Annotated in this window: 24 protein-coding genes and 1 tRNA gene; 12 read left to right on the top strand and 13 right to left on the bottom strand. The window is 67.8% G+C overall.

Translation table 11 applies throughout. The features are described 5' to 3' along the window. Positions 1–69 precede the first annotated feature (69 nt). Together MOM01_RS01035 and MOM01_RS01030 are read right to left on the bottom strand one after the other, a co-directional pair. Positions 70–2,025, bottom strand: coding sequence for an acyl-CoA dehydrogenase family protein (locus MOM01_RS01035; protein ID WP_241383532.1), 1,956 nt, complete (start codon positions 2,023–2,025; stop codon positions 70–72). A gap of 371 nt (positions 2,026–2,396) precedes the next feature. Further along, entirely contained in the window at positions 2,397–2,861 is a 465-nt protein-coding gene (locus MOM01_RS01030) for a hypothetical protein (RefSeq protein ID WP_241383531.1), read from the bottom strand. Between the two features lie 105 nt (positions 2,862–2,966). Here MOM01_RS01030 and MOM01_RS01025 point away from each other — a divergent pair, with 105 nt between their 5' ends. Together MOM01_RS01025 and MOM01_RS01020 are read left to right on the top strand one after the other, a co-directional pair. After that, positions 2,967–3,494 carry a peptidylprolyl isomerase gene (locus MOM01_RS01025; RefSeq protein WP_241383530.1) on the top strand — a complete coding sequence of 176 codons (528 nt, stop codon included), beginning with the start codon at positions 2,967–2,969 and terminating at the stop codon, positions 3,492–3,494. Positions 3,495–3,504: 10 nt separating this feature from the next. Then, positions 3,505–4,431, top strand: coding sequence for a rhomboid family intramembrane serine protease (locus MOM01_RS01020; protein WP_241383529.1), 927 nt, complete (start codon positions 3,505–3,507; stop codon positions 4,429–4,431). Here the strand turns inward: MOM01_RS01020 and MOM01_RS01015 are convergent. Both MOM01_RS01015 and crgA read right to left on the bottom strand, forming a co-directional pair. Continuing rightward, a complete protein-coding gene (locus MOM01_RS01015; protein WP_241383528.1) occupies positions 4,416–4,874 on the bottom strand; it encodes a PH domain-containing protein in 459 nt (152 codons plus the stop codon). The two genes, MOM01_RS01020 and MOM01_RS01015, sit on opposite strands and share 16 nt — an antisense overlap. A 94-nt stretch (positions 4,875–4,968) precedes the next feature. Continuing rightward, on the bottom strand, positions 4,969–5,232 hold the full coding sequence (crgA, locus tag MOM01_RS01010) for a cell division protein CrgA (protein ID WP_241384023.1): 264 nt from the start codon (positions 5,230–5,232) through the stop codon (positions 4,969–4,971). 102 nt (positions 5,233–5,334) lie between these two features. Here crgA and MOM01_RS01005 point away from each other — a divergent pair, with 102 nt between their 5' ends. Both MOM01_RS01005 and MOM01_RS01000 read left to right on the top strand, forming a co-directional pair. Then, positions 5,335–6,060, top strand: coding sequence for a DUF881 domain-containing protein (locus tag MOM01_RS01005; protein WP_241383527.1), 726 nt, complete (start codon positions 5,335–5,337; stop codon positions 6,058–6,060). A gap of 50 nt (positions 6,061–6,110) precedes the next feature. Then, entirely contained in the window at positions 6,111–6,773 is a 663-nt protein-coding gene (locus MOM01_RS01000; RefSeq protein WP_241383526.1) for an aminodeoxychorismate/anthranilate synthase component II, read from the top strand. Positions 6,774–6,843: 70 nt separating this feature from the next. Here MOM01_RS01000 and pknB read toward each other — a convergent pair whose 3' ends face one another. The 7 genes from pknB to MOM01_RS00965 all read right to left on the bottom strand — a co-directional run bounded on the left by pknB (position 6,844) and on the right by MOM01_RS00965 (position 16,993). After that, a complete protein-coding gene (gene pknB / locus MOM01_RS00995) occupies positions 6,844–8,748 on the bottom strand; it encodes a Stk1 family PASTA domain-containing Ser/Thr kinase (protein ID WP_241383525.1) in 1,905 nt (634 codons plus the stop codon). Further along, positions 8,745–10,322 carry a serine/threonine-protein kinase gene (locus tag MOM01_RS00990; protein ID WP_241383524.1) on the bottom strand — a complete coding sequence of 526 codons (1,578 nt, stop codon included), beginning with the start codon at positions 10,320–10,322 and terminating at the stop codon, positions 8,745–8,747. The genes pknB and MOM01_RS00990 overlap by 4 nt, the downstream gene beginning before the upstream one ends. A gap of 1 nt (position 10,323) precedes the next feature. Beyond that, entirely contained in the window at positions 10,324–11,808 is a 1,485-nt protein-coding gene (locus MOM01_RS00985) for a peptidoglycan D,D-transpeptidase FtsI family protein (RefSeq protein ID WP_241383523.1), read from the bottom strand. After that, positions 11,805–13,253, bottom strand: a complete 1,449-nt coding sequence (locus tag MOM01_RS00980) for an FtsW/RodA/SpoVE family cell cycle protein (protein ID WP_241383522.1) — start codon at positions 13,251–13,253, stop codon at positions 11,805–11,807. Before MOM01_RS00980 ends, MOM01_RS00985 begins: the two co-directional genes overlap by 4 nt. Next, positions 13,253–14,824, bottom strand: coding sequence for a PP2C family protein-serine/threonine phosphatase (locus tag MOM01_RS00975; RefSeq protein ID WP_241383521.1), 1,572 nt, complete (start codon positions 14,822–14,824; stop codon positions 13,253–13,255). The genes MOM01_RS00980 and MOM01_RS00975 overlap by 1 nt, the downstream gene beginning before the upstream one ends. After that, a complete protein-coding gene (locus MOM01_RS00970; protein WP_241383520.1) occupies positions 14,821–15,282 on the bottom strand; it encodes an FHA domain-containing protein FhaB/FipA in 462 nt (153 codons plus the stop codon). The genes MOM01_RS00975 and MOM01_RS00970 overlap by 4 nt, the downstream gene beginning before the upstream one ends. 157 nt (positions 15,283–15,439) lie before the next feature. Next, entirely contained in the window at positions 15,440–16,993 is a 1,554-nt protein-coding gene (locus tag MOM01_RS00965) for a DUF3662 and FHA domain-containing protein (RefSeq protein ID WP_241383519.1), read from the bottom strand. Positions 16,994–17,195: 202 nt separating this feature from the next. On the opposite strand from MOM01_RS00965, the gene MOM01_RS00960 reads away from it, so the two are divergent. After that, positions 17,196–17,278 (top strand) — tRNA-Leu (locus tag MOM01_RS00960). Between the two features lie 127 nt (positions 17,279–17,405). On the opposite strand, the gene MOM01_RS00955 is transcribed toward MOM01_RS00960, so the two are convergent. Continuing rightward, positions 17,406–18,047, bottom strand: a complete 642-nt coding sequence (locus MOM01_RS00955) for a dihydrofolate reductase family protein (RefSeq protein ID WP_241383518.1) — start codon at positions 18,045–18,047, stop codon at positions 17,406–17,408. 154 nt (positions 18,048–18,201) lie between these two features. On the opposite strand from MOM01_RS00955, the gene MOM01_RS00950 reads away from it, so the two are divergent. Continuing rightward, on the top strand, positions 18,202–18,408 hold the full coding sequence (locus MOM01_RS00950) for a hypothetical protein (RefSeq protein WP_241383517.1): 207 nt from the start codon (positions 18,202–18,204) through the stop codon (positions 18,406–18,408). On the opposite strand, the gene MOM01_RS00945 is transcribed toward MOM01_RS00950, so the two are convergent. Continuing rightward, positions 18,374–18,898, bottom strand: a complete 525-nt coding sequence (locus MOM01_RS00945) for a winged helix-turn-helix transcriptional regulator (RefSeq protein ID WP_241383516.1) — start codon at positions 18,896–18,898, stop codon at positions 18,374–18,376. The genes MOM01_RS00950 and MOM01_RS00945 overlap by 35 nt on opposite strands. A gap of 87 nt (positions 18,899–18,985) precedes the next feature. Between MOM01_RS00945 and MOM01_RS00940 the strand changes: the two genes are divergently transcribed. From MOM01_RS00940 to MOM01_RS00915, 6 genes are all read left to right on the top strand, one after another. After that, positions 18,986–19,351: a nuclear transport factor 2 family protein gene (locus MOM01_RS00940; RefSeq protein ID WP_241383515.1), complete on the top strand. Its 366-nt coding sequence runs from the start codon at positions 18,986–18,988 to the stop codon at positions 19,349–19,351. A 92-nt stretch (positions 19,352–19,443) separates the two neighbouring features. Then, positions 19,444–19,791 carry a metal-sensitive transcriptional regulator gene (locus tag MOM01_RS00935; protein WP_241383514.1) on the top strand — a complete coding sequence of 116 codons (348 nt, stop codon included), beginning with the start codon at positions 19,444–19,446 and terminating at the stop codon, positions 19,789–19,791. Positions 19,792–19,831: 40 nt separating this feature from the next. Then, complete coding sequence (locus tag MOM01_RS00930; RefSeq protein WP_241383513.1) at positions 19,832–20,038, top strand: heavy-metal-associated domain-containing protein; 207 nt, start codon at positions 19,832–19,834, stop codon at positions 20,036–20,038. Then, the gene (locus MOM01_RS00925) at positions 20,035–20,985 is read left to right on the top strand and encodes a hypothetical protein (RefSeq protein WP_241383512.1); all 951 of its coding nucleotides are present in this window, start codon (positions 20,035–20,037) and stop codon (positions 20,983–20,985) included. The genes MOM01_RS00930 and MOM01_RS00925 overlap by 4 nt, the downstream gene beginning before the upstream one ends. A 23-nt stretch (positions 20,986–21,008) precedes the next feature. Then, complete coding sequence (locus tag MOM01_RS00920) at positions 21,009–23,288, top strand: heavy metal translocating P-type ATPase (protein ID WP_241383511.1); 2,280 nt, start codon at positions 21,009–21,011, stop codon at positions 23,286–23,288. Positions 23,289–23,343: 55 nt separating this feature from the next. Then, positions 23,344–24,342, top strand: a complete 999-nt coding sequence (locus MOM01_RS00915; RefSeq protein ID WP_241383510.1) for an MDR family oxidoreductase — start codon at positions 23,344–23,346, stop codon at positions 24,340–24,342.

Genomic DNA, 24,342 nt, shown 5'->3' with positions numbered 1-24,342 from the left:
ACCGGACGATTCACGACCGGACCGGCCCGCATCCCTCTCTTGGGTGCGGGCCGGTGCCGTGTCCGGGTGCTACACCGAGTGGCGGGTGTCGATGATCCGGCGGGCGACATTCGCCTCGGACGACGGTCCCGGTTCCCACGGAGCGATCCACGGGCCGGTGCCTTCGCTCGGATCGGGTATACCGCGCTCGAGCCACTCGTATCTGCCCTCGAGGACGCCGGCCGAGGTGCGCCGGTCCTCACGGTCGGTGTTCGTCCACAGCGCACCGAACAACGCCTCGACACGCAGCCGGGACTGCCGGCAGAAGGCGTCCGCCAGCTCGAAAGCGGCATCGGCGCCGGGATGTCCGTCCACGCGCTGGCGTTCGGCCCGCACGCACACGGCTGTCGCGGCGAACAGTTCGGCTCCGATGTCGACGATCCGCCCCAGGAAGTTCTCCCGCTTCTCGAGTCCGGCCTGCCAGCGGGCCATCCCGTAGAAGGTCGAGCGCGCGAGTTTCCGTGAACTGCGCTCGATGTATCTCAGATGCGGTGCCAGAGAACCGAATTCCTTGTACGACCCCGGCAGGACGCCTTTTCCGGCCACGAGCTTGGGAAGCCATCCGGCGTAGAAGCCGCTCGCTCCCGCGACGGCTCGCGCCTTGGCCCCGCCCGTCGCATCGGGGTCGGCGAGGTCTCCGGCGGCACGCAGGTGGGTGTCCACCGCTTCACGGGCGACGAGCAGGCGCATGATCTCGCTCGAACCCTCGAAGATCCGGTTGATCCGCAGGTCGCGGACGAGTTGTTCGGCAGGAACGGCCCTTTCGCCACGCGCGGCGAGCGACTCGGCGGTCTCGTAGCCGCGGCCACCGCGAATCTGCACCAGTTCGTCGGCTATGAGGCAGCCCATTTCGCTCGCCCACAGCTTCGCCAGGGCGGCTTCGATGCGGATGTCGTTGCGCTTCTCGTCGTTCATCTGCCCGGACAGTTCCACGACGGACTCGAGAGCGTAGGTCGTCGCTGCGATGAAGGAGATCTTCGCGGCGACGGCTTCGTGTTCGCCGACGGGCTTTCCCCACTGCACACGGGCCGACGACCATTCCCGGGCGATCTTCAGGGCCCACTTCCCGCCTCCCGCGCACATCGCAGGGATGGCGAGCCGGCCCGCGTTGAGTGTCGTCAGCGCGATCTTCAGGCCGTCGCCCTCGCGTCCGACGAGGTTCTCCTTCGGCACCCGGACCTTGTGCAATCGGGTCACGCCGTTCTCGATGCCGCGCAATCCCATGAAGACGTTGCGTCGCTCGACGGTGATTCCGGGCGAATCCGCTTCCACGACGAAGGCGGAGATCCCTCCACGGTGCCCTTCGCTCCTCGGAATTCGTGCCATGACGACGAGCAGTTCGGCGATCACACCGTTGGTCGTCCACAGCTTGACGCCCTCGAGTTCGTAGGCGTTGCCGTCTTCGATCGGAGTCGCGGTGGAGGCCAGTCGTGCCGGGTCGGACCCGACGTCGGGCTCGGTGAGCAGGAATGCGGAGATCGCGCCGCGGGCGCATCGGGGCAGGAATCGCCGCTTCTGTTCGGGCGTGCCGGCAAGCTTCAGTGGTTCCGGTACACCGATCGACTGGTGTGCCGACAACAGTGCACCGAGGCTGGGATGCACCCCCGCGACAACCGCCAGAGCCCGGTTGTAGGCGACCTGCGACAGACCGAGTCCGCCGTATTCCTCCGGGATCTTCATGCCGAAACAGCCGAGCTGGGCGAGCATCCGCACGTATTGGTCGGGGATCTGCGCGTCGCGCTCGATGCGCGTGCCCTCCATCGAACGGCACAGCGCGCGTAGTCGTGCGAGGAACTCTTCGGTGCGGGAGTCCTCGTCGGGCGTGGGTCTCGGGAACGGATGGACGAGGTCGAGGGTGAGACGTCCGAGGAAGAGTTCCTTGGCGAAGGACGGTTTGTTCCATTCGGACTCACGAGCCTGTTCGGCCACCTCCCTGGCCTGCCGCTCGCTGATCTGTGGGGTTCGGACATCGGCGCTGTCTGCCATGACTGCCTCCGGGTCGCGTGCCTACCGGTGAGTATGCACCCGGATGTGTCACGCATCACAGATTTGCCCGAGTTGATCGTGAAGCGGCGGAATGTGAACGACGTCACTGCTCGGGCCGGCGCCCGCGGGCTGCCGCGCACCCGGAATGGGCCTACCCTCGAAGAGTCACTGTCGACGTGCCCCCGCCCGTCACTCGCCGATCCTCCGGGAATCGGAACGGAGGTGGCCATGGAATTCCTGGCCCTCGTCCCCGTACTGTTCATCTTCCTGGGCGTGCTCTACTTCGCGGCGTGCCTGATCGTCGATCACGAAATCCGCTCTGCAGAAAAGAAATTCGGTTATGTAGAGGGCATGCCTGCCGGATCCGGTGGTCAGTCGCCGGAAGTGTCGGTGGGCTTCGGCGAAGCGGTCTTCGAGACGTCCTCGGCGGCGGCCGCCGGCGAGTCGACCGGTCGCACACGCGGCGGTTCGGGTGCGATCGGCGGATGGGCCGGCCGGCGCCTGCGGTAGAGCACGACTCCTCCGGCGGCCACCGTTGCAAGGGCGACTGCGACGACGAGCCCGGTCCGTCCGCCCGTGCGATCCGGCCGTGCGGCAGCAGCCTTCCCGGCCCGTCGTTCGGCCGCCGCGCGACGCGTGGCCGCGAAAATCCCGCCGGCGGCGTCCAGACCCTTGCGGGCCGCGAACAATCCGGCTGCGCTCGAACCCTGGGCGAGTGCCACCGCGCCCTCACCGGCCACCCGAAGCGCCTCCGCGAGAGTGTCGGAGTCGTCGTGACGCTGCACGAACGCCGGAAGTCGCAGGTCGTGGGTGTCGGCATGGATCAGCTTGCTCATGGCGTCCACTCTTGCACAAGGCCGGCCTCCGTGGTCGCGACCGGAGAGTGTGTGTCCCGCGCGCGGCGTGTCCTGCCCGGCAACGGGCAATGGCACCATGGTGGGGTGACTTCACCGCATCAGACAGCAACGGCCACGCTCCACACCAACCGTGGCGACATCGCGATCGCACTCTTCGGCAACCACGCTCCCAAGACGGTCGAGAACTTCGTCGGCCTCGCCCAGGGCACCAAGGAGTACAAGACCCAGAACGCCAAGGGCGAGACCAGCGGCCCGTTCTACGACGGCGCGATCTTCCACCGCGTCATCGACGGATTCATGATCCAGGGTGGCGACCCGACCGGCACCGGTCGCGGCGGCCCGGGCTACCAGTTCGGCGACGAGTTCCACCCCGAACTGCAGTTCGACCGCGGCTACCTGCTCGCGATGGCCAATGCAGGCCCGGGCACCAACGGTTCGCAGTTCTTCATCACCGTCGGCCCGACCCCGCATCTCAACCGCCGCCACACCATCTTCGGCGAGGTCGTCGACCCCGAGTCGAAGAAGGTCGTCGACGCGATCGCCACCACCGCCACCGACCGCGGCGACCGTCCGGTCGACGACGTCGTGATCAACAGCATCACCATTTCCTGAGAGAGTTCCCATGACGAACCCCGGCTGGGGCTCCGCGGCCGAGGGTGGAGGCCCGCAGTCCCAGCCGCGGTGCGTTCGCCACCCCGACCGCCCCACCCTTCTGTCCTGCTCCCGCTGCGGGCGCCCCGCGTGCCCCGAGTGCCTGCGTCCCGCAGCCGTCGGGCAGCACTGTGTCGACTGCGTGGCCGAAGCCGAACGGTCGACGCCGCAGGCGCGCACCGTCGCCGGTGCACCCGTGCGTTCGGACCGGCCCACGCCGATCGTGACGTACGTGCTCATCGCGCTGAACGTGCTCGTCTTCGGAATCACCGCCGCACAGTCGGCCAGCGTGATGAACAACGAGCAGGGTTCGGCGCTCTTCCTCGACTGGGCGCTGTGGCCGCCCGTCATCGCCGCGCACGGCGACTACGTCCGGCTTCTCGGCAGCGGCTTCCTGCACTTCGGCCTCGTCCACCTGGCCGTCAACATGTTCGCCCTGTGGGTGATCGGCCGCGACACCGAACTCGTTCTCGGCCGTGCCCGCTATCTCTCGGTCTATCTCGTGTCGATCTTCGGCGGTTCTGCCGCCGTCATGCTGATGGAGACACAGGCGGTCACTGCGGGCGCCTCGGGTGCGGTCTTCGGGCTCCTCGGAGCGCAGGCCATCATCCTGTTGCGGCTGCGCCGGAGTCCGACACCGGTGCTGACCATCGTCGGCCTCAACATGATCATCAGCATCACGATTCCGGGCATCTCGCTGTGGGGCCACCTCGGTGGACTCGTCGCCGGTGCCGCGGCGACCGCTGCCCTGCTGTACGCGCCGCAGTTCCTCGGTGCCGGCACCGACCGGGAGCGCATCGTCCGCACGGGCTGGTTCGCTCTGGTCGCCGTTCTGGTGGTGACGCTGGTCGTGATCGTGCTCGCCGTGTTGCGACTACGCGCTCAGTTGGGCGTCTGATCGGGAGCCAGATCGCGAGCCGCGAGAGCTTCGTGCACATTCCTCGGGTCGGTCCCCAGATCCCATCGGCCGAAGATCATCAGGTGCTCCGCGCCGGTGGACGGGTCGAGCGCATCGATCTCGAGCATCGGCACACGGCGCCCGAACCGGGGATACTCGACGATCCGTACGCGCTGCAACGCCGCGCGCGGGAATTCGCGACGGCCCGTCAGCCTCGTCGCGGCGATCCCCTTGCCTTCCGGAAGCACCTCGAGTCGTGGCCGCTGTCGCAGCGCGAGCACGACGGTCGTCAGGACGATCAGCGCCGCGAACCCCACCAGTACCCGGCCGGCCGCGTCGGGCACCGCCACCGCGGCTATGACGGCGAGCCCGATTCCGGCGAGCGACAATGCCGCCACCGCGGCGGGCGGTGTCGACCACCGCAGCGGCAGATCGTCGGGCATGGGTGTCCTCTTCGTCGGTCCGGTCACGGGGTTGTGCACAGCCTTATCCCCAGGTGGGGATGAATCACATCGATGTAACCCGGAGCGGTGGAGTTCAGCGCCACCGCATCGTCATGATCAGACCGACGACCATGAAGCCGAAGCCGATCAGGAAGTTCCAGGCACCCAGATCGTTCATCCAGGAGATCTGCTCGGCAGCGAGGTAGTAGACGACCAGCCACAGCAGACCGATGACCATCAGGCCGAGCATGACCGCCACGTACAGCGTGCTCGAGGGCGCGGCCTTGATCTTCACCGGTGTGCGGCTCACCGTCCGGGGCGCGGAGTCGTCCTTCTTGCGAACCTTCGACTTGGGCATGATGTCCTCGTTCTCGGACTCCACCCGTCGCACGCGAGTGGAGTGATCGGTCGGCTACCTGTAGAGATCACGCTAACGTAAGGCCAGGATCGGAGGTACGACGTGTCGGAACGACGACTGCGCGCACCCGCCTGGGGTGTCGCGACCCTCGTCGTCTGCCTCGTGGCGGGAGTGCTCGTCGGCGCCACCCGCGGAGTATCCGAGGGCGACGAACTGCGGGCCGGTGATTCACCCCGGCTTTCCGACCTCGTCCGGGCCGCGCAGGAGCAGGTCGACGAATCGGCCGCCGCCCGCGACGATCTCACCGCGCGTGTCGCCGAACTCCGCAACCGGGCTGCCGCGACCGACGAGGACGTCGCGGCGGTGCTCGACGAACTGTCCGCACTCGAGGATCCGGCCGGGCTCGTCGCCAGGCGCGGCCCGGGCGTGACCGTGACCCTGACCGACGCGCCCCGGGACGCGAGCGGACGGTATCCGTCCGGCGCCTCACCCGACGACCTCGTCGTCCACCAGCAGGACGTGCAGAGCGTGCTCAACGCGGTATGGGCCGGAGGCGCCGAGGCGGTGGCCATGCAGGACCAGCGGATCGTCGCGACGTCCGCACCTCGCTGCATCGGCAACACCCTGCTGTTGCACGGACGCACCTATTCGCCTCCCTATGTCGTCACCGCGCTGGGCGATCCTGCTCGCCTCGAGGCGGCCCTCGACGCGGAACCCGGCATCCGCATCTACAAGCAGTACGCGAACCGCTACCACCTCGGATACACCCAGCAGGCCTCGGACGATCTGTTCGTTCCCGCCTACACCGGTGGCTCGTCCGCCCGCTGAGCTGCGCCCGGGTGCACGACTCGACGCGCACCACTGAGTACCCTCGTCTCATGCGCATCCTGGTCGTCGACAACTACGACAGCTTCGTCTTCAACCTGGTCCAGTATCTGGGCCAGCTCGGAACGACAGCGGACGTCTGGCGCAACGACGACGAACGTCTCACCGCTCCGGGTGCTCTCGCCCGCGTCGCGGCGGAATACGACGGCATCCTGCTCAGCCCCGGACCGGGCACTCCCGAGCGTGCCGGGGTGAGCATCGACCTCGTCAAGGCCTGCGCCGACACGAGTACCCCGTTGCTCGGTGTGTGCCTCGGCCACCAGTCCATCGGCGTCGCGTTCGGAGCGACCGTCGACCGCGCCCCGGAACTCCTGCACGGCAAGACCAGCATGGTCCACCACACCGGTGCCGGTGTGCTCGCCGGCCTGCCCGATCCGTTCACCGCGACCCGCTACCACTCGCTGACCGTGCTGCCCGAGACGATGCCCGCCGAACTCGAGCCGACGGGCCACACCGACACGGGGATCGTCATGGCTCTGCGCCACGTCGAACTGCCGATCCACGGTGTGCAGTTCCACCCGGAGTCGGTGCTCACCCAGGGCGGACATCGGATGCTCGCGAACTGGCTCGCGGCCTGCGGCCGGGCACCGGAGGACGCGCTCGTCGCCCGCCTCGAAGCGCAGGTGGCGCGCGCTCTCGACGGTGGAGCCGCCTGACGCAGCGGGATGATTCGACGGGAAAGGCGCCGGTCGCGAGGACCGGCGCCTTTCGTCGTCTGCGAGGGGCTCAGCGGATACCGAGCACACCCACTCCGACCGTGATCGGCTGGTTCTTCGAGATCTCCGAACCCGGGGGCTGGGCCTGTGTGATCACCGTTCCCACGAGATCGACGTCGAGCGTCGCCTCCCGCGTCTGCTGGAGCTGTGAGCCACTTCCCGTCCAGCCCGCGGCGCGCAGCGCTGCGAGCGCATCCGAGACGGATCGGTTGGTGATCACCGGCATCTCGATGCGGTCGCCGTTGGAGACCCGGATGGTCACGGTCGAGCCCTGCTCGGTGGAGGCGCCACCGGCCGGACTCGTCGACACGACGGTACCGGCCTTCTCGCTCGAGTCGATCTGCTCGACGACGACCTCGAATCCGGCGCCTTCGATGTTGTCGCCGGCGACCTCGGCCGTCTGGCCCACGACATTGGGGACCCGCACCAGCTCCGGTCCGGACCCGAGCGTGATGGTGATCGGGCTGTCGCGTTCGACGCTCGCTCCCGCATCGGGGCTCTGCTCGACGACGAGATCCTCGTCGTCCGCGGCGGACGGCGCCCGGCCGACATTCGGGTCGAGCCGAAGGCCGACGGCAGCGAGTTCCTGGGCCGCACGGTCCTGCGTCATGCCCTCGAGCCGGGGAATCTGCACCTGCTCCGGCCCGCTCGACACCTCGAGCGTCACGGTCGACCCCTGCTCGGCCTGACTTCCGGGCACCGGCCGGGTGTTGATGACATTGCCGTTCGCGACGACCGGATCGCTCTTCTGCTGGATCGAGACACGGAATCCGGCGTCCTGCAGCCGGCTCTCCGCAACCTCGGCGGCGACATTGCGGACGTCGGGAACCGCGACCTGCGCTGCGGTCGAACCGGGTCCGAGCGACCACAGGAAGACGCCGACGATACCGACGACCACCACTGCGGCGAGGCCGAGCAGCACCTTCTTGAGAACCGAGCCGCCGCCACCGTCGTCGTCGGACCCGCCGGACGCACCCGCGGCAGCGACGCGGCTGTGCCGGCCGTTGGTGTGGTCGACGGAATCGATCAGCGTCGTGCGGTCCTCGTCGGTCATCACCATCGGGGCGCTCGGACGCTGCCCGCCCAGGACGCGGATCAGGTCGCTGCGCATCTCCGCTGCCGACTGGTAGCGATTGGCGGGATTCTTCGCCATCGCCTTGAGGATCACGGAGTCGAGCTCGGGCGGCACCGACGGATTCACCGACGACGGCAGCGGCGGATCCTCCCGCACGTGCTGGTAGGCCACCGCGACCGGCGAGTCACCTTTGAACGGCGGCTCGCCGGTGAGGATCTCGAACAGGACGCAACCGACCGAGTAGACATCCGACCGGGCGTCGACCTGCTCACCGCGCGCCTGCTCGGGAGAGAGGTACTGCGCGGTGCCGATCACGGCGGCCGTCTGCGTCATCGGGCTGGCCGCATCCGAGATGGCCCGGGCGATGCCGAAATCCATGACTTTGACCGCGCCGGCCTTGTTGATCATGATGTTGGCCGGCTTCACGTCGCGGTGGACGATCATGTTGCGGTGGCTGAAGTCCAGGGCCGCGCACACGTCGGCGATGATCTCCATCGCCCGCTTCGGGTTCATCGGCCCGTCCGCACGCACGATGTCGCGCAGCGTGTCGCCCTCGACGTACTCCATCACGATGTACGGCAGCGGTCCGGCCTCGGTTTCGGCTTCACCGGTGTCGTAGACGGCCACGATGGCCGGATGATTGAGCGCAGCGGCGTTCTGCGCCTCGCGCCGGAAACGCAGATAGAAGGTGGGGTCGCGCGCGAGATCGGCGCGCAACACCTTGATGGCCACATCCCGGCCGAGCCGCAGATCCCGCGCGAGGTGCACCTCGGACATACCGCCGAAGCCGAGGATCTCACCCAGCTCGTAGCGGGAGGAGAGCTTGCGGGGTGTGGTCATGACGTTCCTTGATTGTTCGTACCGTTGCTGGTTGCGGATGGATTGTCGTCCCCTCCACCTGCGGCCCCGGGATCGACCTCGTCGCCGTCCCCATCACCCTCCGCACCGTCGTCGGTACCCCCTCCGTCGCCGGTGTCCTGAGTGGTGGTGGGAGGGGGCGTGATCGTGGTCGTGGTGGTGACGGGTGGTGTGGTGGTGGGCTGCGTGGTGGTGGGTTGCGCGGTCGTGGGTGGCTCGGTGGTCGTCGGCGGCACCGTCGTGGTCGGAGTCGGGGAGAAGGTCTCCGGCTGCACGGGCGGCGGCACCGGCCGAACCGTCGTGGTGGTGGTCTCCGGTGGACGAGTCGTCGTGGTGGTCGTGCGGGTCGTGGTGAGCTGTGTGGTCGGCGACGGGGTGCTCGGACCCTCGTCGTCGTCGCCACCGAGCAGCACTATTCCCAGGGTCACGAGGGCGAGCACCACAGCGGCTCCCGCGGCCCACGCCAGAGCGGTCGGGCTCGGCGAGCGCTTGCCACCGTCGTCGGCGGGCACACCCGCGGTGGGCGGACCGGCGACGGGCGGGCCCCCCATGGTGGGCGGCCGATCGGCGCGCGGAACGGACGAGTACGCGGTCTGGTCGTACTGCTGTGTCGGATGCAGGGCGCGGGTCGAGGAGGTCGGTGCCGAGGTTCCCGGCACACCGGGAGGTAGCACCCGGTTCGCGCTGGTCACGGGCGGCACGTTGCCCGGCGGGGGCACCGGTCGCCCCGACCGCACCGCCGCGACGGCGTTCGCGAACTCCCCACCGTTCGAATAGCGGTAGGACGGATCCTTCGACATCGCGATCTCGATGAGCTCGCGCACCTCGGGCGGCAGATCCGTCGGCAACGGCGCCGGCGTCTCCTGGACGTGCTTCATCGCGACGGTCACGACGCTGTCGCCGAGGAACGGGCGTCGACCCGACAGCACCTCGTAACCGACGACACCGAGCGAATACACGTCGCTCGCCGATGTCGCCTCCTGGCCGAGGGCCTGCTCGGGAGCGATGTACTGGGCGGTACCCATCACCATGCCGGTACGCGTGACGGGGGAGGCGTCCACCGCTTTCGCGATACCGAAGTCGGTGATCTTCACCTGACCCGTGGGAGTGATGAGGATGTTGCCCGGCTTGACGTCGCGGTGCACCACCCCGGCGTTGTGCGCGGCCTGCAGGGCGCGACCGGTCTGCTCGAGCATGTCCAGCGCATGCGGCAGCGACAGACGTCCCAGCCGCTGCAGGACGGCGTTGAGCGGCTCACCGTGCACGAGTTCCATCACCAGATAGGCGATCGACTGGCCCTCGGCGTCGGTGGTCTCGCCGTAGTCGAACACCCCCGCGATGCCGGGGTGGTTGAGCTGCGCGGTGGTACGCGCCTCGAACCGGAAGCGCGCGAGGAAGTCCTCGTCGCCGGACAGTTCGGCCTTGAGGACCTTCACCGCGACGCGGCGGTCGAGCCGCGTGTCGAGTCCCTCCCACACCTGACCCATTCCGCCGGTCGCGATGAGTCGCTGGAGACGGTAACGGTCGGCGATCATGGCGCCGCTGCTCAGAGCCATGTCAGCCTCCCTGTAATCCGGCCGAGATGACGGCCCGTCCGATCGGAGCGGCCACCGAGCCGCCGGTCGCGGCGAGTGCACGGTCGCCGCCGTCCTCCACGATCACCGCGACGGCGATCGTGGGCTGCTGTGCAGGTGCGAAAGCGATGTACCAGGTGTGCGGTGGCGTGTTCCGCGGGTCGCTTCCGTGTTCCGCGGTGCCGGTCTTCGACGCGATCTGCACGCCGGGAATCGCGCCCTGCCCGCCGGCGTTGTTCTCCGCCCCGATCATCAGGTCGGTGAGCGTCGACGAGACGGTCGGGGAAATGGCCTGGCCGAGGGACTCGGGGGTGGTCTCCTCGAGCACCGACAGATCGGGACCCTGACGGCGGTCGACGAGATACGGCTTCATGCGGACCCCACCGTTGGCGATCGTCGCAGCGATCGACGCGTTCTGCAGCGGAGTGAGCGCCACGTCGCGCTGCCCGATGCTCGACTGGCCCAGGGCCGCACCGTCCGGAATCGGGCCGACGGTGCTGGCCGCGACGGGCAGCGGGATGTCCAGATTCTCTCCGATCCCGAGTTTCTCCGCCTGGGTGATCAGGGCCTCCCGGCCGTCGTCGATACCCATTTCGACGAAGGCGGTGTTGCACGACCGCGCGAAGGCCTCCCGCAGGGAGACCGTCGGTGCCGAACCGCACGCCGCACCGCCGTAGTTCTCGAGCGTCGTGGCGGTGTCCGGCAACGTGATCTGCGGCGCCGCGGTGAACTGCGTGTCGGGGGTGACGCCTCTCTCGAGCGCGGCCGCGGTCACGACGACCTTGAAGGTCGAGCCCGGGGGATAGGTCTGGGAGATCGCACGGTTGAGCATGGGCTTGTCGGGGTCTGCGTTCAACTCGTCCCATGCCTGGGAGGTCGCGGCCCCGTCGTGCCCCGACAGCAGGTTCGGGTCGTAGCTCGGCGTGCTCACCATCGCGAGGATCCTGCCGGTACTCGGTTCGATCGCGACGACCGACCCCGTGTACCCCTTCGCGGTCAGTTCGTCGTAGGCCACCTGCTGCATGACCGGATCGATCGTCGTGACGACGTTGCCGCCGCGCGGATTGCGTCCCGACACCAGATCGAAGAGGCGACGACCGAACAGCAGATTGTCCGAACCGTTGAGGAGCGAGTCTTCGGCACGTTCGAGCCCGGTGCTGCCGTACTGCATCGAGTAGAAGCCCGTCACGGGCGCGTAGGCCAGCGGGCTCATCGGCAGGCTCGGCGGAGCCGGGTACTCGCGCAGGTACTTGTAGCGGCTGTCGGTGGGCACCGACACCGCCAGTGCCTGCCCGGAAGCGACGATCTGCCCCCGCTGACGGGAGTACTCGTCGATCAGCACACGCGAGTTGCGCGGATCGGTACGGAGATCGTCGGCCTTGATGACCTGGACGTAGGTGGCATTTGCGAGCAACGCGACGACCATGAACATGACGGCCATCGCGACCTTGCGGAGCGGACCGTTCATTCGCGCCCCATCATCTCGGTTCGGGCCTCGGCGATGGGCGTGGGTGCCTTCTTACGGGGTGTCGCGGGTTGACGCGCAGCGTGCGAGATCTTCATCAGCAGAGCCAGGAGCAGATAGTTTGCGAGCAGCGACGAGCCTCCGTAGGAGACGAACGGTGTGGTCAGGCCCGTCAGGGGGATCAACTTCGTGACGCCGCCGACCACCACGAACAGCTGCACCGCGAGCGTGAACGACAGGCCTGCGGCGAGCAGCTTGCCGAAGCTGTCGCGTACCGCCAGGGCGGTGCGCATGCCTCGTACGACGAGGATCAGGAACAGCAGCAGGATGGCGGCGAGACCGATCAGACCGAGTTCTTCACCGATCGCAGCGACGATGAAGTCGGTCTTCGCGAACGGCACCTGACCGGGCCGTCCACTACCCAGACCGGTCCCGGCGACACCGCCGGTCGCCAGACCGAACAGGGACTGGGAGATCTGGTAACCGGTGTTGTTGTAGTCGGCGAGAGGGTCGAGCCACGTCTCGACGCGCACCCGCACGTGGCCGAACATCTGGTACGCCGCGTAGAAGCCGACGGCGAGCAACGAGAATCCGATGATCAACCAGCCGACACGCTCGGTCGCGATGTACAGCATCACCAGCACGGTGGTGAACAACAGCAGCGATGTGCCGAGATCCTTCTCGAAGACCATGACACCGATCGAGATGACCCAGGCCGCCAGAATGGGGCCGAGATCGCGGGCGCGGGGGAAATCCATGCCCAGGAAGTGCTTGCCGGCCGTAGTGAACAGATCGCGTTTGGCGACGAGTACGGACGCGAAGAAGATGATCAGCAGGATCTTTGCGAACTCGCCCGGCTGGATGCTGAAACCGGGCAGCCTGATCCAGATCTTCGCGCCGTTGACCTCGGAGAAGCGGCTCGGCAACAGTGCCGGGATCGCCAGTGCCACCAGCCCCACGAGACCGAGGGTGTAGCTGAATCGTGCGAGCAGACGGTAGTCGTGCAGGAACACGAGAACGGCGATGAACAGGGCGATACCGAACGCTGTCCACAGCACCTGTTGCGTCGCGTCGGGAGACGGCGGTGGCAGGCCCATATAGCGGGCGTTCTCCTGATCGGACAGGTCGAGCCGGTGGATCAGCACGAGTCCGAGACCGTTGAGCAACGCCACGATCGGCAGCAGCAGAGGATCGGCGTACTTCGCGTAACGCCGCACGGCGAGGTGCGCAGCGAGGAACAGCGCGGCGAAGGTCAGCCCGTACTTGAGCAGGTCGAACGTGAGTGCCTGCTCCATCGAGACCTCGACGAGCATCAGCGACACCGTCGTGACACCGATGGCCGCGAGGATCAGGGCCAACTCGGTGTTGCGGCGGGTCGACTGGACCGGGGCCGGGGCGAAACCTCCCGGAGGGCTCGGGAAGGCTCCCACACCATGGGACACCGACATCAGGCGCCCACCCTGCAGTTCTGGCCGGGGACCTGAGGCACGGGCTCGGGAGCCGGTTCCGTGGTCGGCGCGGGCTCGCCGGGCTGAGGTGAGGGCGCCGGTTCGCCGGGCTGAGGCGTGGGTACCGGCTCCCCGGGCTGGGCTGTGGGTGCCGGTTCGCCGGGCTGTGCTGTGGGTGCCGGCTCGCCCGGGGCCGGAGACTGCCCTGCAGGGGTCTCCGTGGCCGGGGCGCCGTTCGTTCCGGGTACCGGTGCCGGCTCGCCCGGAGCGGGGGCCTGCCCCGGTACCGGCTCGGGTTCCGGCTCCTCGGGGGTGCACACGGGCAGCAGGTCCAGTTCCGCGAGTCGTTGCATCTGCTCGCGGGTGTCGTCGAGCGAACCCGAGGGCAGACCGGCGCGCACCTGTTCACGGGCGGCGGGCCACAGATCGTCGACGAGCATCACCCGGCACGAGGCGCTGTTCGGCTCGACGAGAGTCAGATCGCCCTCGTCGGTGATACAGCCGACGCGCGCGGGCTCCTGCAGCGAGTAGCCGAAGATGTCGCCGGGGATGCCGCGCAGCACGGTCACACGACCGTCGTCGGCACCCACGTAGTAGTTGTTCCGGAGCAACTGCCGGCCCACGAACAGGCCTCCGACCAGCACCACGATCACCAGGAGAGCGGCGACCGGCCACCACAGGCGGCTCCGCTTCTTCTCCGGCTCCGCTTCCGGGGCCTTGTTGATGACCCGCTTCGGTGCGGCACGAGGCGGCCGCATCGCAGCGGCCCGGCCGGCCGCGGTGTTCGGCGGGGGAGTGTCTTCGTCGTCGTCCGCCGATGCCGCACCGGCGACGATGGGATTCGACTGCCCGTAATCGAGATCGATCACGTCGGCGACGACCACGGTGACGTTGTCGGGACCACCGCTGCGCAAGGCCAGTTCGATGAGCCGATCGGCGCACTCGTCCTGCGTACCCTGCCGCATGGTGTCGGCGATCGTCTCGTCGCTGACGACGTCCGACAGTCCGTCCGAACACACCAGATAGCGGTCACCGGCCCGCGCTTCGCGCACGGTGAGCGTGGGTTCCACCTCGCTGCCTGTCAGCGCACGCATGATCAGCGACCGTTGCGGATGCGTGTGCGCCTGCTCCGGCGTGATGCGCCCCTCGTCGACCAGCGACTGCACGAATGTGTCGTCGCGGGTGATCTGGGTCAGCTGACCGTCGCGCAGCAGATACGCACGGGAGTCGCCGATGTGTGCGAGTCCGAGCTTGCTGCCCGCGAACAGGATGGCCGTGAGCGTGGTGCCCATGCCGTCGAGTTCGGGTTCCTCCTCCACCTGATCGGCAATCGAGGCATTGCCCTCGCGGACGGCTTCGGCGAGCTTGCCGAGGAGGTCGCCACCCGGCTCGTCGTCGTCCAGGTGGGCGAGCGCAGCGATCATCAGCTGCGAGGCGACCTCGCCGGCCGCATGACCGCCCATGCCGTCGGCGAGAGCGAGCAGGCGTGCACCGGCGTAGACGGAATCCTCGTTGTTCGAGCGAACGAGGCCGCGGTCGCTGCGGGCGGCGTAACGGAGTACGAGGGTCACGGGCGGAGCTCGATCACGGTCTTGCCCACGCGGACGGGTGTTCCGAGCGGGACACGGACGGCGGTGGTGACCTTGGCACGGTCGAGATACGTACCGTTCGTCGATCCCAGGTCCTCGACGTACCAGTCGGACCCTCGTGGCGACAACCGCGCGTGACGTGTCGACGCGTAGTCGTCGGTCAGGACGAGTGTGGAGTCGTCGGCGCGGCCGATGAGCACCGGCTGGGTGCCGAGCGTGATCCTGGTTCCGGCCAGGGCACCTTGGGTGACCACCAGATACTTGGCGGTCTTGTTACGGCTGAGCGTCGGCAGTACCGACTGCTTGCGGGAGTAACGAGGGAGCGGACGCGCGGCGCCGGCGTAGATGTCGGACCGGAGCGTGCGCAACACCGCCCACACGAACAACCACAGCAGGAGGAGGAATCCCGCTCGGGTCAGCTGCAGAATCAGCCCCTGCACGGTGCATCCTCCTTCGGGGTAGTCGACCGGCCGTCGTCGTCCGGGTCGTGCGGTCACTCACAATACGGACACCGGACGATTCCATGCAGCGTCCGACGCGTCGATACACGCGTCGGACGGTATGAACGGGTCCGGTAGGTCCTTCGATACCGGCTGCTCAGAGGATGCGCACCAGAATTTCGGAATGTCCGGCGCGAATCACATCACCATCGGCGAGCTGCCAGTCCTGCACGGACGCACCGTTCACGGTGGTGCCGTTGGTGGAGCCGAGATCGGAGAGCATCGCGACCTGGCCGTCCCAGCGGATGTCGATGTGGCGGCGGGAGACGCCCGTGTCCGGGAGACGGAACTGTGCGTCCTGGCCGCGGCCGATGATGTTGCTGCCTTCGCGGAGCTGGTAGTACCGGCCGCTGCCGTCCTCGAGCTGGAGAGTGGCGGTCAGCACACGACCGGCGGCCGGTGACTGGTAGCCACCGCCCTGGTAACCCTGGTCGTAGGCCGGGGCGGCGCCGTAGCTCTGCTGGTCGTATCCGCCCGGCTGGTCGCCGTAGCTCTGCTGGTCGGAGTAACCCTGCTGGTCGGAGTACGGCTGCTGGCCGTAGCCCTGCGAGTAACCCTGCTGGCCGTAGGCCTGCTGGTCGTAACCGCCCTGCTGCTGGTAACCCTGATCCTGGTAGCCCTGGTCGTATCCGCCCTGCCGGTCGTACGCCTGCTGGCCGTAGGCCTGCTGCTCGTAGGCCTGCTGGTCGTAACCGCCCTGCTGCTGGTAACCCTGATCCTGGTAGCCCTGGTCGTATCCGCCCTGCCGGTCGTACGCCTGCTGGCCGTAGGCCTGCTGGTCGTAGGCCTGCTGGTCGTAACCGCCCTGCTGGGGGTAGTCGCCACGGCCGTAGTCCTGGCTGTACGCCTGCGGCTGCGCGTTCTGGCCGCCGTAGCTCTGCTGGTCGTAACCGCCCTGCTGCTGGTAACCCTGATCCTGTTCGTCCTGGTCGCTGTAGGCCTGACCGCCGTAGGCCTGCTGGTCGTAACCGCCCTGCTGCTGGTAACCCTGATCCTGATAGTCCTGGTCGCTGTAGGCCTGACCGCCGTAGGCCTGCTGGTCGTAACCGCCCTGCGCCTGGTCGTAACCGGCGGCGTTGCCGTAGCCCTGGTTGTAGCGCTGCTCCTGGCCGACGTGCGCGTGACCGTTGCGTGCGTACTGCGGTTCCGCCTCGGCGGGGTCACGGCTGGGGTCGTAGCCGGGGTTCTGCGTCATGGGGCCAGCTCCTGGTTCAGAGTTCACGGGTGGGCGGTTCTGTGGGTTCCGCGGTGACGGAGCACGCGTCGCTGAGCGCCCCGCATCGGGATCTACCGAGCCGCGAGTCCGGAACTGCCCGGTGTGCAGTGCCGACGACGACTCGAAGACGACTTGGATCTCACCGTACGTCTGCCATCCCTGTTCTCGGATGAAGTCCTCAAGGTGACGGGAGAAGGCCTTCACAGTCAAGTCCCGATCCGCCGCGAGCGCGTCGTGATCGGATTCGCTGATGGTGATGACGTATCTGTTGGGGGCGAGCATATGGCCCCGATCGAGCTGTTGGACACCGTCCGCTGCCTCCTGCTGCAGCGCGGCCTCCACTTCCTGGGGCACGACGCCGCCGCCGAACACGCGCGCGAAAGCGTCGCCGATCGCGGCCTGGAGTTTGCGCTCGAAACGCTGGGCGATGCCCATGGCGACCCCCTTTCCGTACTCAGCGTGTCGCAATGCAGATCTCGTCACTGCATGGTATCCACTTTTCCCGAGTTTCGACCTCGGGGCGCTCGGTGCGTCGTGGCCGGATGTGTCCCCGGCCTGCGCGAGTCCCTCGTTCGGTGGTCTGACCAGGCGAATAGATGTTTGGCTTCCGCGTGTGTTACTGTTTTCGGCGTTGCTCGGGCGAGTGGCGGAATGGCAGACGCGCTGGCTTCAGGTGCCAGTGTCCTTCGGGACGTGGGGGTTCAAGTCCCCCTTCGCCCACAGTGTGCAGTTCTACGAACTGCGACGAACGAGGTCACGAACTCGAAAGAGATCTTGACCTCGTTTTCGTATGCAGGGATCGTGACGAGAATGCTCGCTCTCACCTTCCGGTGGGAAGCACCCCCGGTCACTTCCGCCAGAACAGGTGATGTGTCACGCCGCTGGGACTCGGCACGACCTCGAGGTGGAAGCGATCGCGCAGTTCGTCCGGCGAATCCCAGAGCCGCAACCCGGAGCCGATCTCCACGGGCGAGACGGCGACATGCATGGTGTCGACGAGGTCGGCGTCGAGGAATCGGCGGATGGTGGTGACACCGCCGCCCAACCGGACGTCCTGGCCGGCCGCAGCCTCACGGGCCTGTTCCAGGACGGCGGCCGGCTCGTCGTCGACGAAATGGAAGGTCGTGTCCGAAAGGGTGAACGACGGCCGCACATGATGGGTCAGGACGAAGACCGGGGTGTGGAAGGGCGGTTCGTCGCCCCACCAGCCGAGCCAGTCGTAGTTCTCCCAGGGCCCGCGCTGCGGACCGAACTTGTTGCGCCCCATGATCTCGGCGCCGATGTTGTGGGCGAAGTCGCGCGTGAAGTAATCGTCGAGTCCCCGGCTTCCGCCCGGCTCGGTGCGGTTGGGCCAGCCGGCTGTCGCCCCGGCCCACGCGAACAGGGCGCTGTGGTCGAAGCCGAACGGACTCTCGAAGCTCTGGTTCTCTCCGGCCGCGACTCCGTCGCTCGAGACGCAGAAGTTCTGAACTCGCAACAGCTGGCCCATGGCCCCTCCCTGGGCGAAGACGATCGTCGGCAAGTGAGACCCGGCAGCTCGGCGAAAGTCATCGCGACGATCCGCGCGCGTCGCCCGTCCGGACATCCCGGCAGGAGATCGACCGGCAGGGCGGACCGGCGCACAATGGGAAGAGGAGGTCGTCATGCGAGCGTTGAGTGGCCTGCTGGATGTCGTGCTCGGACTTCTCACGGCCGTGCTCGGCACGGTTCTGGGGATCGTCGCCGCGGTGGTGATGCTTCTGGGGGCGGTGCTGTGCGTGACGATTCTGCTGATTCCGCTGGGAATCCCTGTCATCAGGTTGTCGCGCCGTTTGTTCACACTTGCGGGGAAGATGATGCACGTGCCCTGATCGCAGGGGTGGCACGCGCATATCGTTCGCGCATCTCCGGTCCCGCGGCCGGCCCGGCGGCGTAGACGTAGCGGGGATCGTCGACGCGGTCGCCCGTCGAGGCATCGACGACCACCGGTTCGATCTCACGACCGGTCTGCGAATCGACCAGGATCATGGATCGCTCCTGCGGATCCAGCTGGGCGTTCCGCCAGGCCGCCAGCGCCACCAGCACGGGTCGCAGCGAGCGGCCGAGTTCGGTGAGGACGTATTCGTAGCGGACCGGGCGTTCCTGATACGGCCTCCGTTCGAGGATTCCCGCATCGACCAGCGTTTTCAGTCGGCTCGTGAGCATGCTCGACGAGATTCCGGTGTTGGCCTGGAACTCGTCGAACCGCGAATAACCGTCGAAGCAGTCGTGGAGGATCAGCACCGTCCACCACTCACCGACGAGGCCCAGCGTCGTCGACAGTGGGCATTCACGGTCTTCGAGGCGAATTCTCGCGGCCACACATCCTCCTTCAGGTCACTGCTATTCTAGCAGTCACAGTCACTTCTAAAACAGAAGTGATGACGGAGACTCTCGGAAGGTATGGCAATGACCGATTCCACGATCGCCCGATGCCCGGACGCCGTGCGCGCCTACATGACCCTCGCGACGGGGGACGACCGCCCTGCCGCGACCGTTCTCTTCGCGGAGGACGCGCACGTCACCGACGACGGCGTGGACCATCGCGGCCGGGACGGGATCAGGACGTGGCTCGACCGGGTCGCCGGTGAGTTCTCGTACACCACGACCCCCGTCTCGGTGTACGGCGACGCACACTCGGATCGGGTGACCATCCGGTGCCGGATCGAAGGCGACTTCCCCGGGGGCGTGGTCGACCTGGACTACGACTTCCGGCTCGACACCTCGGGCCGGATCGCGAGTCTCGTGATCGCTCCCGCCACCGACCTGGGTTGATGCTGCAGCGGTGCGATCGGTTGCAGCGTATACCCTAGGGGGGTATGGTATCGAGCAGACGATCGCACCGTGCACCGACAAGGACGACTCCGATGCCGAAGAACACCGCTGAGAACGTGACCGCCGACGAGGTCGTGCAGGCGGACGCCCACCAGCACAGCTACATCGCCAACAACTCCAAGGCGGACTACCTCAAACGACTCCGTCGCATCGAGGGGCAGGCCCGGGGTCTGCAGCGCATGGTCGAGGAGGAGAAGTACTGCATCGACATCCTCACCCAGGTCGCGGCGATGAAGAAGGCACTCGAGGCCGTCGCACTCGGTCTGCTCGACGAGCACATGGCCCACTGCGTGGCCGGTGCGGTGCGAGCGGGGGGCGAGGAGGCCGACCTGAAATTGAAGGAAGCCAGTGACGCCATCGCGCGACTCGTCCGTTCCTGATCGTCTCGAAGTATTCCCGATCCACCCGGAAGGAATTCCCGTGAGCCAGACCAGCACCTACACCGTCACCGGCATGACCTGCGGCCACTGCGTCGCGTCCGTCACCGAGGAGGTCCAGGAGATCCCCGGTGTCGAGACCGTCGAGGTCGACCTGCCGACCGGTGCCGTAACCGTCACGAGCGCTGCGCCTCTCGACGATGCCGCCGTCGCGGCCGCCGTCGAGGAGGCCGGCTACCGGCTCGCATGAACACGCCGGTCAGGCTCGCCGGATTCGCCGCGGCCGTCGCCGCGGTCTTCGGTGTCGCGCTGCTCGTCGGTGCGACCGTCGGCCCGGTGAGCGATCCGGCCGGCAGTACACACGACAGTGATCACAGCGGCGCGTCCGGAAGTGAAGATTCTACGGAAGTGTCTGCTGCGGAAGATATCCCGGGGGGTCTGATGACGTCCGGCAACGGTTATTCCCTCGCTCTCGGGGAGGTGAACCTCGCCCCGGGCGAGGATCGGGAGCTGACCTTCGTGATCAACGGCCCCGGCGGCGTACCGGTGACCGAGTACGACGTCGAACACGAGAAGGAACTGCACCTGATCGCCGTGCGTCGCGACTTCACCGGCTACCAGCACATCCATCCCGTGCTCGACGAGAACACCGGGATCTGGTCCGCCGACGTCGATCTCACTCCCGGCACGTGGCGGATCCTCACCGATTTCGTGCCCACGGGCGGTGAGCCGCTCACGCTCGGTGCAGACCTCGCGGTCGGAGGCGAATTCCTCCCCGCTGCACCAGCAGTCGACAACCGCATCGCCGTCGTCGGCGACTACGAGGTCACCCTCGACGGCGACCTGCGGGCAGGCGAGGACGCGACGCTCACCGTGACCGTGACGAAGGACGGCGAACCGGTCACGGATCTGCAGCCCTATCTCGGCGCTTACGGGCACCTGGTCGCGCTACGTGCCGGCGATCTCGCCTATCTCCACGTCCATCCGGACGGCACGCCGGACGACGGCACCACGCGGCCCGGTCCCGAGGTCGTCTTCCACACCGACGTCCCGAGCGCCGGTAGGTACCACCTCTATCTCGACTTCCGGCACGACGGTGTCGTCCGCACCGCCGCGTTCACACTCACCGCCGACGGCGCCGGAGACGCACACGCCGAACCCGGCGTACCCGCCGAGCACAGCCATTCCGGCCGCTGAGACCCACCCCCGAGGAGACATCCATGACCACGCAGAGTCAGCCGGTCGCAACCGAATCGATCGAACTCGCCATCACCGGCATGACCTGCGCATCCTGCGCGAACCGCATCGAACGCAAGCTCAACAAGCTCGACGGTGTCACCGCGACCGTCAACTACGCCACCGAGAAGGCGAAGGTCACCTATCCGGAGGACATGACACCCGACGATCTCGTCGACGTCGTCGAACAGGCCGGATACGGAGCCCGCCTGCCACGTCCGCCGGTCGAGAAGGCCGACGGTGATGCGGTCGTCGAATCCGATCCCGTTGCGGCACTTCGGCGCAGGCTGATCGTCTCGGCAGTTCTCACCGTGCCGGTGATCGCGATGGCGATGATTCCGGCCCTGCAGTTCACCAACTGGCAGTGGCTCTCCCTCACTCTCGCGGCGCCCGTCGTGGTGTGGGGCGCCTGGCCCTTCCACAAGGCCGCCTGGACCAATCTGCGCCACGGCACCTCCACGATGGACACCCTCGTCTCGCTGGGAACCCTGGCCGCCTTCGGCTGGTCGATCTACGCCCTGTTCTGGGGAACGGCCGGGACGCCGGGGATGACCCACCCGTTCGAATTCGTCATCGAACGCGGAGACGGCAGCGGCAACATCTATCTCGAAGCAGCGGCCGGCGTGACGACGTTCATCCTGGCCGGACGCTATTTCGAGCAACGGTCCAAGCGACGTGCCGGTGCTGCTCTGCACGCCCTGCTCGAGCTCGGCGCCAAGGATGTCGCGGTGCTCGGACCGGACGGAGTCACCGAGAACCGGGTTCCGGTGGAACAGTTGGCCGTCGGGGATCTGTTCGTCGTCCGGCCGGGCGAGAAGATCGCCACCGACGGCGTGATCGAGCGCGGAACGTCCGCGGTGGATGCGTCGATGCTGACCGGGGAATCGGTGCCCGTCGAGGTCGGAGTGGGAGACACCGTCGTCGGCGGAACGGTCGACGTGGGCGGACGACTGGTGGTGCGCGCGACCCGCGTGGGTTCCGACACCCAGCTCGCACAGATGGCGAAGCTGGTCGAGGACGCCCAGAACGGCAAGGCCGAGGTCCAGCGTCTGGCGGACCGGATCTCCGGCATCTTCGTGCCGATCGTGCTGCTGATCGCCGCCGGCACACTCGGTTTCTGGCTCGGGACCGGAAACGGAGCCGCAGCGGCGTTCACCGCTGCGGTCGCGGTGCTGATCATCGCGTGCCCCTGCGCCCTCGGCCTGGCCACTCCGACCGCGTTGATGGTCGGCACCGGACGTGGCGCCCAGCTCGGCATCCTCATCAAGGGTCCCGAGGTGCTCGAGTCCACCCGCTCGGTCGACACGGTGGTGCTCGACAAGACCGGCACGATCACCACGGGCCGGATGACCCTGCGCGAGGTCGTGGCCGACGACGGTGAGGATGCCGCCGACGTGTTGCGTTACGCCGGCGCACTCGAGTCCGCCTCCGAGCATCCGATCGCCCGTGCCATCAGTGAGGCCGCCACGGCGAAACACGGTCCGCTTCCCGAGGTGGAGGACTTCACGAACATCGAAGGCCTCGGTGTCCAGGGAATGATCGTCGACGGTGACGCCGGCCGTGCCGTGCTGGTGGGACGGCCGACGTTGCTGGCCGACTGGTCGCAGCGCCTCTCCGACCGCCTGCAGCACGCGTTCGAGGAGGCACAGCAGACCGGTGGTACGGCGGTCGCGGTCGGCTGGGACGGAAAGGCCCGCGGCATCGTTGTGGTCGCGGATGCGGTCAAGCCGACCTCTGCAAGGGCCGTCGCCGAGCTCCGCGAGCTCGGTCTGCGGCCGATCCTGCTCACCGGCGACAACGCTGCCGTCGCCCGTGAGGTGGCCGCCGAAGTGGGCATCGACGAGGCCGACGTGATCGCCGACGTCCTGCCCACCGGCAAGGTCGACGTGGTCGAGCGACTCCAGCGCGACGGCAAGGTGGTCGCGATGGTCGGCGACGGTGTCAACGACGCCGCAGCACTCGCCAAGGCCGATCTCGGCCTCGCGATGGGCACCGGCACCGATGTCGCCATCGAGGCGAGCGATCTGACTCTGGTCCGCGGCGACCTGCTGGTCGCGGTCGACGCCATCCGCTTGTCCCGCCGCACACTGTCGACGATCAAGGGCAACCTGTTCTGGGCCTTCGCGTACAACGTCGCCGCACTACCGCTCGCGGCGGCGGGTCTGCTCAACCCGATGCTCGCCGGTGCCGCGATGGCGTTCTCGTCGGTGTTCGTGGTGTCCAACAGTCTGAGGCTGCGGCGGTTCCGGGCTCACGCGGCCTGACCGGCCGGCTCGTTTTCCGCTGCAGCGAGCAGGATGGCCTGCCAGGATCGGATCCATGACCGAGTCCTCCTCCTTCCGCGCCCTCGTCGTCGACGACACCGACGACGGCCAGACGGCACAGTTCCGCGACCTGACCGAGGCCGACCTTCCCGACCACGACGTCCTCGTGGAGGTCGAGTACTCCTCGCTGAACTACAAGGACGGTCTCGTCGTCGCGGGACCGCAGAAGATGGCGCGGCGCACGCCGCTGGTCGCCGGAGCCGACCTGGCCGGCACCGTCCTCGACAGCCGCAGCCCCGACTGGAAAGCCGGCGATCGTGTCGTCGTCAACGGCTGGGGACTGTCCGAGACGCAGTCGGGCGGATACACCCGGCGTCAGCGGGTGAAGCCCGAATGGCTGGTGCGCATCCCCGAGGTGTTCTCCACCCGTGACGCGATGGCGATCGGCACGGCCGGATACACCTCTGCGTTGTGCCTCGACGCACTCGAGCGGTACGGAATCGCGTCGGGTGCCGAACTGCTCGTCACCGGGGCGGCGGGTGGCGTCGGTTCGGTCGCCGTCGCGCTCGCCGCCGCTGCGGGACACACGGTCGTCGCTGCGACCGGACGCCCCGAAACTCACGACTTCCTGAGGGAACTCGGTGCGTCCTCGTTCGTCGACCGCGCCGAACTCCAGGGAGAGGGCCGGCCGCTGGGCAAGGAGCGCTGGGATGCGGCTGTCGACGTGGTCGGCGGTTCGACACTGGTGAACCTGCTGTCGCAGATCAGGTACCGCGGCGCGGTCGCCGCGTGCGGACTCACCGAGTCGCCCTCGATGCCGAATGCCACGGTGCTGCCGCACATCCTGCGCGGAGTCGCCTTGCTCGGAGTCGACTCCGTGATGGCTCCCGCGGACGTGCGCCGGGCAGCGTGGGAACGTCTCGCCCGCGATCTTCCTGCTGCGACCGTGGATTCGCTCTCTCGGGTCGAGCCGCTCTCCGAGATCCCCCGCCTCGCCGAGGAGATCCTGGCCGGGGGTGTGCGCGGCCGCGTGGTCGTCGACGTCACCGCCTGA

This window comes from Rhodococcus sp. CH91 (assembly GCF_022554085.1).
Classification (GTDB): domain Bacteria; phylum Actinomycetota; class Actinomycetes; order Mycobacteriales; family Mycobacteriaceae; genus Rhodococcus.
Note: the sequence above shows the minus strand (reverse complement) of the source record. Positions and strands in the feature narration are given on the sequence as shown.

Bases quoted from the DNA above. Each gene is read 5' to 3' on its own strand.
- pknB (WP_241383525.1), bottom strand. From the start codon at position 8,748: ATGACCACACCCCGCAAGCTCTCCTCCCGCTACGAGCTGGGTGAGATC.
- MOM01_RS01035 (WP_241383532.1), bottom strand. From the start codon at position 2,025: ATGGCAGACAGCGCCGATGTCCGAACCCCACAGATCAGCGAGCGGCAG.
- MOM01_RS00965 (WP_241383519.1), bottom strand. From the start codon at position 16,993: ATGGGCATCGCCCAGCGTTTCGAGCGCAAACTCCAGGCCGCGATCGGC.
- MOM01_RS01020 (WP_241383529.1), top strand. From the start codon at position 3,505: ATGACGAACCCCGGCTGGGGCTCCGCGGCCGAGGGTGGAGGCCCGCAG.
- MOM01_RS00990 (WP_241383524.1), bottom strand. From the start codon at position 10,322: ATGGCTCTGAGCAGCGGCGCCATGATCGCCGACCGTTACCGTCTCCAG.
- MOM01_RS00985 (WP_241383523.1), bottom strand. From the start codon at position 11,808: ATGAACGGTCCGCTCCGCAAGGTCGCGATGGCCGTCATGTTCATGGTC.
- MOM01_RS00940 (WP_241383515.1), top strand. From the start codon at position 18,986: ATGACCGATTCCACGATCGCCCGATGCCCGGACGCCGTGCGCGCCTAC.
- MOM01_RS00925 (WP_241383512.1), top strand. From the start codon at position 20,035: ATGAACACGCCGGTCAGGCTCGCCGGATTCGCCGCGGCCGTCGCCGCG.
- MOM01_RS00915 (WP_241383510.1), top strand. From the start codon at position 23,344: ATGACCGAGTCCTCCTCCTTCCGCGCCCTCGTCGTCGACGACACCGAC.
- MOM01_RS01030 (WP_241383531.1), bottom strand. From the start codon at position 2,861: ATGAGCAAGCTGATCCATGCCGACACCCACGACCTGCGACTTCCGGCG.
- MOM01_RS01015 (WP_241383528.1), bottom strand. From the start codon at position 4,874: ATGCCCGACGATCTGCCGCTGCGGTGGTCGACACCGCCCGCCGCGGTG.
- MOM01_RS00955 (WP_241383518.1), bottom strand. From the start codon at position 18,047: ATGGGCCAGCTGTTGCGAGTTCAGAACTTCTGCGTCTCGAGCGACGGA.
- crgA (WP_241384023.1), bottom strand. From the start codon at position 5,232: ATGCCCAAGTCGAAGGTTCGCAAGAAGGACGACTCCGCGCCCCGGACG.
- MOM01_RS00950 (WP_241383517.1), top strand. From the start codon at position 18,202: ATGCGAGCGTTGAGTGGCCTGCTGGATGTCGTGCTCGGACTTCTCACG.
- MOM01_RS01000 (WP_241383526.1), top strand. From the start codon at position 6,111: ATGCGCATCCTGGTCGTCGACAACTACGACAGCTTCGTCTTCAACCTG.
- MOM01_RS00980 (WP_241383522.1), bottom strand. From the start codon at position 13,253: ATGTCGGTGTCCCATGGTGTGGGAGCCTTCCCGAGCCCTCCGGGAGGT.
- MOM01_RS00935 (WP_241383514.1), top strand. From the start codon at position 19,444: ATGCCGAAGAACACCGCTGAGAACGTGACCGCCGACGAGGTCGTGCAG.
- MOM01_RS00920 (WP_241383511.1), top strand. From the start codon at position 21,009: ATGACCACGCAGAGTCAGCCGGTCGCAACCGAATCGATCGAACTCGCC.